Annotated in this window: 3 protein-coding genes; 1 reads left to right on the top strand and 2 read right to left on the bottom strand. The window is 70.0% G+C overall.

Annotated elements, in window-relative coordinates; genetic code table 11:
- Window positions 1-315 (bottom strand): putative quinol monooxygenase (locus tag G6R25_RS23650; protein WP_205447418.1); only part of this gene is annotated, 315 nt, incomplete at its 3' end.
- A 77-nt stretch (window positions 316-392) separates the two neighbouring features.
- On the bottom strand, window positions 393-1466 hold the full coding sequence (locus G6R25_RS23655) for an alkene reductase (RefSeq protein WP_163554621.1): 1074 nt from the start codon (window positions 1464-1466) through the stop codon (window positions 393-395).
- Between the two features lie 118 nt (window positions 1467-1584).
- Between G6R25_RS23655 and G6R25_RS23660 the strand changes: the two genes are divergently transcribed.
- On the top strand, window positions 1585-1956 hold the full coding sequence (locus tag G6R25_RS23660; RefSeq protein ID WP_163554622.1) for a MerR family transcriptional regulator: 372 nt from the start codon (window positions 1585-1587) through the stop codon (window positions 1954-1956).
- Window positions 1957-2083 lie beyond the last annotated feature (127 nt).

The following is a 2083-nucleotide window of genomic DNA, read 5'->3' on the forward strand; positions in this document are numbered from 1 at the left end:
CTCATTGCGCATGTGTGGGCTCCACTTGGCGAAGAGCGCCATGACCTCCGGTGTGGCCAGGTGCCGATCGAGCGCCTCCTGGGACGTCCATTGCTCGAGCACCGTGACGGTTCCGGTCGCTGCGTCCTCCACGCAGAACGAGATCAGCACGTTTCCCGGGTTCGCTGCGGCGACCGGGTACGTCGCCTGCGCCTCGGTGATGAACGTCTCGACGTCACCGGCAGGGACGAAGACCCGGCCGGCAATGATGATGGCCGTCTGGACAGACGGCTCCGTGTCTGCGGTGGTGGCGTCCTTGTCCTGGAGCGAATTCATCGTTCTTTCTCATCCTTCGCGTCTCGATGCAGAGCCGGACTGTTCCGCCCCTCCGCCCGTTTGTCCGCTTGCTCCGGTCAGGCGGTGTACTGGTACGCCGGGTAGGTGAGATAGCCAGCGTCGCCGCCCTGGTAGTACGTGGCCGTGTCGGCGGGCGTGACCGGCAGGCCGGTGCGGAGCCGTTCCACCAGGTCGGGGTTGGCGATGAAGGCGTGGCCAAAGCTGATCAGATCCGCGCCCAGGCCGAGCCAGTGGTCGGCGGCGGTCCGGTCGGCCTGCTTCGGGCCCATCGGGATCACCGGGTTCATGATCAGGCTGCTCGGCCACGCGCGGCGCAGCTCGACCAGCACCTCCTCCTCGGCAGTCGCCTCGAGGTGCACGTAGGTGAGGTCGAAGCGGGCGAGTTCGGCGAGCAGGGCCGCGTACAGCTCCGGCACCTCGGTTTCCTCGACGCCCCAGAAGGCGCCGCCGGGTGAGAGCCTGATCGCGGTGCGGGCCGAGCCCACGGAGTCCACCGTGGCGGTGACCGCCTCGACGGCGAAGCGGATGCGGTGGGCGATCGGGCCGCCGTAGGAGTCGGTGCGCAGGTTGGCGTTGGACGACAGGAACTGCGAGATCAGGTAGCCGTTCGCGCCGTGCAGTTCGACGCCGTCGAACCCGGCGTCGACGGCGCGCCGGGCGGCCTCGGCGTACGAGCGGGCCTGCTCGGGCACTTCGGAGGTGTCCAGGGCGCGGGGGACCGGTGCGGGTTGCGGCCCGGTCGGGGTGAACACGTCGCCCACGGCGGCGACGGCGGACGGTCCGACCGGCTGGAGACCGGTGGTGTCGGGGTGCGAGACCCGGCCGCCGTGCATGATCTGAGCGAAGATGCGCCCGCCGTTGGCGTGCACGGCGTCGGTGACGGGCCGCCAGGCGGCCACCTGCTCGTCGGTGTACAGGCCCGGGGTGCCCGGGTTGGACTGCCCGACCAGGCTGGGCTGCACCCCCTCGCTGACGATCAACCCGGCGGTGGCCCGCTGGACGTAGTAGACCGCCATGGACGGGGTCGCGAGGCTCCCGGCCGCGGCCCGGACCCGGGTCATCGGTGCCATCACGACACGGTTGGGCAGTTCCAGACCGCCGAGGCGGTAGCGGTCGAACAGCGTGGTCATGCCGGAGCTCCTTCGGACTGGTCAAGGCCCCGGAACGGCGGGCCCGATCGGTACGCTAAAACCTGACATCAATGTGAGAGGCAAGTCGCGGGGCCGGGATCACAGTCGGGAGGGTGAGATGCGGATCGGCGAACTCGCGGCGCGGGCCGGAGTCAGTGTTCGTTCGCTGCGCTACTACGAAGAGCAGGGGCTGCTCACCAGCACCCGCAGCGCCGGCGGGCAGCGGCACTACACGCAGGACGATGTCGAGCGGGTCGCCTTCATCCAGCGCCTGTACGCGGCCGGGCTGTCCAGCCGCACCATCATCGAACTGCTGCCGTGCCTCGACTCGCCCAGCGACGAGAACTCTGACGCCGCGATGGAGCGCATGGCCAAGGAGCGCGACCGGCTCTCCGCCCACATCGAGGACCTGCTGCGCACCCGCGACGCGCTCGACGTCCTGATGGTCGCGGCCCAGGCCCACCGCGACGCCCGCCAGACCGCCGCATGACGGCGTCCCGGTCCTCTTCCTGGTCGCTGACGACGTTGTCCTGGTCCAGAAGGCGTCGATCATCGCCGGTATGCGGATGCTCCTCGACCACGCTGGCCTCGTCGTCGAACCGTCGGCCGCGCTCGGC

Source organism: Candidatus Frankia alpina (assembly GCF_902806485.1).
Classification (GTDB): Bacteria; Actinomycetota; Actinomycetes; order Frankiales; family Frankiaceae; genus Frankia; species Frankia alpina.